Origin of the sequence: Massilistercora timonensis, from assembly GCF_048354975.1 — a bacterium.
In the GTDB taxonomy this organism is placed as follows: Bacteria; Bacillota; Clostridia; order Lachnospirales; family Lachnospiraceae; genus Massilistercora; species Massilistercora timonensis.
Window position 1 is genome coordinate 1 of the sequence record NZ_DBGCJQ010000113.1, and the last position, 5,738, is coordinate 5,738.

General features: G+C 56.4%; 6 protein-coding genes. 2 read left to right on the forward strand and 4 right to left on the reverse strand.

Annotation, left to right across the window (positions count from 1 at the left end; all coding sequences use genetic code 11):
* A partial coding sequence (gene purF / locus ACML7B_RS09995; RefSeq protein WP_418541059.1) for an amidophosphoribosyltransferase occupies positions 1-1,102 on the forward strand: 1,102 nt, incomplete at its 5' end.
* Between the two features lie 11 nt (positions 1,103-1,113).
* Complete coding sequence (asnB, locus tag ACML7B_RS10000) at positions 1,114-2,697, forward strand: asparagine synthase B (RefSeq protein WP_346708325.1); 1,584 nt, start codon at positions 1,114-1,116, stop codon at positions 2,695-2,697.
* An 84-nt stretch (positions 2,698-2,781) separates the two neighbouring features.
* Here the strand turns inward: asnB and ACML7B_RS10005 are convergent, their stop codons facing one another.
* From ACML7B_RS10005 to hisD, 4 genes are all read right to left on the reverse strand, one after another.
* Complete coding sequence (locus tag ACML7B_RS10005; RefSeq protein WP_418541060.1) at positions 2,782-3,090, reverse strand: hypothetical protein; 309 nt, start codon at positions 3,088-3,090, stop codon at positions 2,782-2,784.
* Positions 3,091-3,139: 49 nt separating this feature from the next.
* Positions 3,140-4,423: a bifunctional phosphoribosyl-AMP cyclohydrolase/phosphoribosyl-ATP diphosphatase HisIE gene (gene hisIE, locus ACML7B_RS10010; RefSeq protein ID WP_346708323.1), complete on the reverse strand. Its 1,284-nt coding sequence runs from the start codon at positions 4,421-4,423 to the stop codon at positions 3,140-3,142.
* The gene (gene hisB, locus ACML7B_RS10015) at positions 4,420-5,013 is read right to left on the reverse strand and encodes an imidazoleglycerol-phosphate dehydratase HisB (RefSeq protein ID WP_106788138.1); all 594 of its coding nucleotides are present in this window, start codon (positions 5,011-5,013) and stop codon (positions 4,420-4,422) included. The genes hisIE and hisB overlap by 4 nt, the downstream gene beginning before the upstream one ends.
* On the reverse strand, positions 5,010-5,738 hold a 729-nt coding region (hisD, locus tag ACML7B_RS10020), incomplete at its 5' end, for a histidinol dehydrogenase (protein ID WP_418541062.1). The genes hisB and hisD, both read right to left, overlap by 4 nt.

A 5,738-nucleotide genomic window follows, 5' to 3' on the forward strand; every position in this document is an offset into this window, starting at 1 on the left:
CGCCCAGCCCCTGGTCTTAAACTATGCCAAAGGAACCCTGGCCCTGGCCCACAATGGAAATCTTGTCAACGCCGGCGCTCTGCGGGAAGAACTGGAGCGGACCGGCACCCTCTTCCACACCACCACCGACTCGGAGGTGATCGCCTGCTGTATCGCCAGAGAACGGATGACCAGCAGCACGGTGGAAGAAGCGATCCGGAAAACCGCTTCCCGGATCCGGGGCGCTTACGGACTGGTCATCGCCAGTCCCCGGAAGCTGATCGGCGTGCGGGATCCTCTTGGATTAAAGCCGCTGTGCCTGGGGAAACGGGACCAGGCCTATGTCCTTGCCTCGGAAAGCTGCGCCCTGGCAAGCGTGGGAGCCACATTTATCCGGGACGTGCGCCCCGGGGAGATCCTGACTATCACAGACAAGGGACTTTCTTCTGACTGCAGCCTCTGTCAGGAACGCCACGCCCACTGTATCTTTGAATACATTTATTTTGCCAGGCTGGACAGCACCCTGGACGGCATCTCCGTCTATGACGCCCGCCTCCGGGCAGGAGCCGCCCTGGCAAAAGCCTGGCCCGCCCAGGCGGACCTGGTCTGCGGCGTGCCGGATTCCGGCGTCCCGGCAGCAAAAGGCTTCTCAGAAGCCTCCGGGATCCCCTTTGGCATTGCCTTTTATAAAAACAGCTATGTGGGCAGGACCTTTATCAAACCCACCCAGAAGGAACGGGAAAACAGCGTCCGCCTGAAGCTCAGCGTGCTGGCGTCCGTGGTGAAGGGAAAGCGTCTGGTCCTGGTGGACGACTCCATCGTCCGGGGCACCACGATCGCCAACCTGATCCATATGTTAAAAGCCGCCGGCGCATTAAGCGTCCATGTACGGATCAGCTCCCCGCCCTTCTTATACCCTTGTTATTTTGGCACGGACATCCCCTCCAACCGGCAGCTGATCGCCTCCTCCCATTCCGCAGAGGAGATCTGCACCATGATCGGGGCGGATTCCCTGGGATATCTGGACATCCAAGATCTCCCCTCCATGGCCGGGGACCTTCCCCTGTGCCGGGCCTGCTTTGACGGCCGGTATCCCATGGACATTGAAACCAACAGAAAGTAGGAAACGAAGTTATGTGTACCATTATGTGTTATTGTACCCCAAAAGCAGATTACAGCCGGTTCGCAGGCGGTCTCTCCCGGACCCACTCCCGGGGGCCGGACGATGAAAGGATCCTGGACACCGGAAATGGACTGATGGGCTTCCAGCGGCTCTCCATCATGGGACTGACCCCGGAAGGCATGCAGCCCTTTTTGCTCCATGGAAATTATCTGGTGTGCAACGGCGAGATCTATGGCTTCCGCCCGGTGAAGGAGGAACTGATCCGGAAGGGCTATACCTTCGCAAGTGACAGCGACTGCGAGATCCTGTTGCCCCTCTATGAAGAGCTGGGCACAGAGATGTTCTCTCATCTGGACGCGGAATTTGCCCTGGTGCTCTACGACGCTGCCAGAAACTCCTGGATCGCCGCCCGGGATCCCATCGGGATCCGCCCCTTATTCTACGGGTACGACCGGGAGGGGGCTATCCTTTTCGCCAGCGAGGCCAAGAACCTGGAAGGACTGACTTCGGAGATCAAACCTTTCCCGCCCGGCCACTATTATAAGGACGGCCAGTTTATCTGCTACCGGGACATCACCAAGGTGGACAAAGTCTGCCAGGATGATCTGGAGGAGATCTGCCGCAAGATTCACGACAAACTGATCAAAGGGGTGGAGAAACGACTGGACGCCGACGCTCCCATGGGCTTTCTCCTAAGCGGAGGACTGGATTCCTCCCTGGTATGCGCCATCGCCGCCTCCCGGCTTAATAAGCCCATCCGCACCTTCGCCATCGGCATGGAGACCGACGCCATCGACCTGAAATATGCCCGGGAAGCAGCCGAGTATATCGGAAGCAGGCACACAGAGATCCTGATCACGCGAGACCAGGTGATCGCCGCCCTGCCGGAAGTGATCAAAGCCCTTGGCACCTATGACATTACCACCATCCGGGCCTCCATGGGTATGTATCTTCTCTGCCAGGCCATCCATGAGACCACAGACGTGCGGGTTCTTCTCACCGGGGAGATCTCCGACGAACTGTTCGGTTACAAATACACAGACTTCGCCCCCTCCCCGGAGGAATTCCAGAAGGAATCCGTAAAGCGGGTCAAAGAACTGCATATGTACGACGTCCTGCGGGCGGACCGCTGTATCAGCGTCCACTCCATGGAAGCCCGGGTGCCTTTTGGCGATCTGGACTTTGTCTCATATGTTATGGCCATTGATCCGGCCAGAAAAATGAACACCTACCACAAGGGAAAATATCTGCTCCGCCACGCCTTTGAAGCGGACGGGCTTCTCCCCCGTTCCATCCTGATGCGGGAGAAGGCAGCCTTTTCCGACGCGGTGGGTCATTCCATGGTGGATGACCTGAAGGAGTATGCTGAAAGCTGTTACACCGACGAAGTATTCAAGGAAAAAGCGGCACGCTACCGCTATGCCGCTCCATTTACCAAAGAATCCCTTCTCTACCGGGAACTTTTTGATTCCTTCTACCCCGGACAGGCGCCCATGGTCAAAGACTTCTGGATGCCAAACAGGGAATGGGAGGGCTGCGATGTAGACGACCCCTCCGCAAGAGTCCTGTCCAACTACGGGGCAAGCGGGATCTAAGCTCATTTCCTTATGATCAGACAAGAAAAGCCTGCTGCGCTATGGACGATCCATATTGCAGCAGGCGCTTTTTCTTATTGTCTTTTACAGGTTCTTCCACACTTCCGCCACGTCAAGATCCGTGGCGATCTCTTCTGTGATCCTCTGGCTGTCTGCCTCCAGGATCGTTCCCCCCTGGTAGTCCATGGCCACAAAGGCGGCGAACAGAAGGAAACAGCAGAAGGCCCGCAGCCCGAATCTACCCGGCATTCCCTCTTCTGTCTCTTCCCCAGGGTACAGTCTGCGGTAAGCCGCCCGGTATCGGGGGTGTACGGCAGGCGGGGTCCTCCAGTCGCTGTACAGGCTCCGGGTCTCTTCCAGAAGTTTTTTCCTGCGTTTCTCAGACTCGTTCATGGTCTCACCTCTCTTGGTGAAACTATATGCGCCGTCCTTCCTCTCTATGCTACCGGTCAGCCAGTTCCCGGATAATATCCTCCCAGGTGATCCCCCGCTCCACCATCAGCACCATCACATGGTACAGGAAATCAGACACCTCGTATTTGACTTCCTCTGGATTGGGGTTCTTGGCGGCGATCACGATCTCCGTGGCCTCCTCCCCTACCTTCTTCAGGATCTTGTCGATGCCCTTTTCAAACAGATAGTTGGTGTAGGACCCTTCCTTGGGGTGTTCTTTCCGGTCCACAATGGTATCATATACACTCTCGAACACCTTCAGAGGGTTGGTCTCATCAAAATCATTTCCCGCCAGAGGCTGGAAGAAACAGGTGGGATTGCCGGTATGACAGGCCGCCCCTACCTGGTCCACCTTGGCCAGCAGGGTGTCCAGGTCGCAGTCAATGGTCAAAGACTTTACATACTGGTAATGTCCGCTGGTCTCTCCCTTGGTCCACAGGCACTGCCGGCTGCGGCTGTAGTAAGTCATCTTCCCGGTCTTGATGGTATGGTCGAAGGCCTCCTGGTTCATATAGGCCAGCATCAGAACCTCCTGGGACTTATAATGCTGGACGATCACCGGGATCAGTCCCTGTTCGTTGGTCTTGAACTGGGAGAATTCCATCATGCTCTCAAAGGAGGTCATCTGGATGTCCTCCTCCTCGCACTGCTCCTTGAAAGCCACAAAATCCATCTCTTTCCGGCTCACATATTTCCCGGAGAGCCCCTTCACGCCCGGGCACTTCAGGATCTTGAAAAGTTCCCGCTCTTCCATGGTGTCTGTCACGATCACGCAGGGAACATCTGTCACATTCATCACTGAATTCAGGTCCAGACGGTGCATGAAAACAATTTCGCTGGTGAAATCCTCGATGATGTGCTGATGTTTGAACAAGGCGTCAAAATCATTGAGAGAAACCGCGATCTTCTCCTTGCCGAACCGTTTGGCCGCATCCTCCATCATCTTCACGCTGTCCGGCTTGGAGAAGTTCAGCATGGCCCGCTTGGCGCCGGAATAGAGGATCTTCTTTACATCCTCCTGGCGACGGATATTGCCTCCTGCCACCATGGGGATCCGGATGACCCGGTTGATCCTGCGCATAAGGTCGATGGCCTCCTCATGTTCGTCATCCGAATCAGAAAGGTCGAAGACCAGAAGCTCGTCGGCCCCGGCGTCGCTGTAGTGTTTTGCCAGCCCCACCACGTCCTCTGAGAGCACCTCCTGGTCTGTAAACCATTTTACTGCTTTGGCCCCCGCAATGAAGATACAGGGGATGATCTTTTTATAACTCATACTGATAAGCTTCCTTTCGTTGTCCAGGCATCCTTGATCCTGGGTTCTTCCATCGTGGCCATATCCAGAGCTTTTCCAAAACTCTTAAACAGGGCCTCCGCCATATGATGGCTGTTCTCCCCATCCAGGATCCGCAGATGAAGGTTCATCATGGCGCTGTAGGAAACTGCGTAGAAAAACTCCCGGACCATCTGGGTGTCCATCTCCCCCACCCGTTCTGTAGGGAATTCCGCCTGGAATCCCAGGTAGGGTCTGCCGGACAGATCCACCGCGCACAGCGCCAGCGTTTCGTCCATGGGCAGGATCATGTGGCCGTAGCGGCGGATCCCCGCTTTATCCCCCACCGCTTCCCGGATGGCCTGTCCCAGCACAATGCCCGTATCCTCGATGGTGTGGTGGCAGTCCACCTCAAGATCGCCGCTCACCGCCACCGTCAGGTCGAAAAGCCCATGGCGGGCAAAACCGTCCAGCATGTGGTCAAAAAACCCGATGCCGGTGTGGATGCTGGTCTTCCCGGTCCCGTCCAGGCCTAAGGTCACCTGGATCTTTGTCTCGTTTGTCCGTCTCTCACAATTTGCCGTCCGATTCATCTGTCTCCCTCCTGCTCTTCGAATCTTACATGGATGGAATTGGCGTGGGCCGTCAGCCCTTCCGCCTTCGCAAATGTCTCTATGTCCTCATGGACCGCCTGGAGCGCTTCCCTGGAATAAGCGATGATACTGGATTTCTTGATGAAATCATCCACCGAGAGGGGAGAGAAAAATTTGGCCGTCCCGTTGGTGGGAAGCACATGGTTTGGTCCTGCAAAATAATCTCCCAGAGGCTCGCTGGCATATGGTCCCAGGAAGATGGCACCAGCATTGCGGATCTTGGTCATGACCTCATAGGGGTTACGGGTCTGGATCTCCAGGTGCTCCGACGCGATCTCATTGGCGATCTCCACCGCCTCATCCATGGTGTCCGCCACCAGGATATAGCCGTAATTATCCAGGGATTTCCGGATGATTTCCGCCCGGGACAATACCGTAAGGAACTGATCCACTTCCCCGGATACCGCTTCCGCCAGTTCCTGGCTGGTTGTAACAAGGATGGCGGAGGCCAGTTCGTCATGCTCCGCCTGGGACAGAAGATCCGCCGCCACATACCGGGGATCCGCCGTCTCATCGGCGATCACCAGGATCTCACTGGGTCCTGCGATGGCGTCAATACTTACATGGCCGTACACCGCCTTCTTGGCCAGAGCCACATAGATATTCCCCGGGCCTACGATCTTGTCCACCTTGGGGATGGATTCTGTCCCGTAGGCCAGCGCGGC